Raw genomic sequence first — 1130 nt, 5'->3', positions numbered from 1 at the left:
CGGTGTACGGCTGGTCCTTCTTGCTTTTAGGGGGGGCGGTGGTTATTGGGTTGCTGGTTGCTGGTTGGGGGACCGGTGGACGGTAATTCCTACTTGCTTTTAGGGGGCCGGTGGTTATTAGGTTGCTGGTTGCTGGTTGGGGGGGCCGGTGTACGGCTGGTCCTCATTGCTTTTTGGGGGGGCGGTGGTAATTGGGTTGCTGGTGGCGAGTTGCTGGAGATTAACTTATTGGAATAAGAGGATTTGTTTTGTTTTGCTTTTACTAACACAAAACCTTATTTTTAGAAAGTCTAGTCATTCCCACTTAGAAGCCATGAGTCAATCGTATTCGGATTTGGAGATATATCAACAGTCTTACGATTTGTTTCTGGCAACGCATAGGTTCTCAATGCAGCTTCCCAAACACGAGAAATATGAGCTGGGCAGTCAGGTACGCAGGTCGGCAGATTCGGTAAATTCCAACATCGTGGAGGGATACGGCCGGCGTCGGTATAAGCGGGAATTTATTCGGTACCTCGTCTTTTCACAGGCAAGCAATGACGAGACGATCAACCACCTGAAAAAAGTGGGTGACCTGTACCCCCAGTTTGCACAGGAAGCGGGGATACTAGAACAACGCTACATCATTCTTGGCAAGCAACTGAACCGCTTCATACAGTACGTAATACAGCACTGGAAAACACAACCCACTTCCCCATAGTCCTGACGCCCGCAACCAGAAACCGGAGAACCAGAAACCAGCAACTAACCAGAAACCAACCAACCTGCTCCAGACAAGTAGAACCCCCCGTACACCGGGCAACTAACCAGCAACCAACCAACTAACCAACCAACCTGCTCCAATAAAGTAGGAATCCCCGCACACCGGGCAGCCAACCAGGTAACCAGCAACCTGCTAACCAACCAACCAACTCCAGACAAGTAGGAATCCCCGTACACCGAGCAGCCAACCAGCAACCAGAAACCAACCAACCAACCAACTCCAGACAAGTAGAAATCCCCGTACACCGGGCTGTCCATACCTGAAATAGCTTGACACAATCGTACACATCGATTATGTCATCAAATTCAGAACAGCCCACCCTGAAGCAGAAGTACACGCGGCGCTTCAGCGAGCCCTTCAAACGCCG

At 50.5% G+C, this 1130-nt stretch carries 1 protein-coding gene; it reads left to right on the top strand.

Annotated features, from left to right (window positions below; genetic code table 11):
• Positions 1–313 precede the first annotated feature (313 nt).
• Entirely contained in the window at positions 314–700 is a 387-nt protein-coding gene (locus CGL56_RS17975; RefSeq protein ID WP_099107974.1) for a four helix bundle protein, read from the top strand.
• The last annotated feature ends 430 nt before the right edge of the window (positions 701–1130 follow it).

This window comes from Neolewinella marina, from assembly GCF_002631205.1.
Classification (GTDB): Bacteria; Bacteroidota; Bacteroidia; order Chitinophagales; family Saprospiraceae; genus Neolewinella; species Neolewinella marina.
Note: the sequence above shows the minus strand (reverse complement) of the source record. Positions and strands in the feature narration are given on the sequence as shown.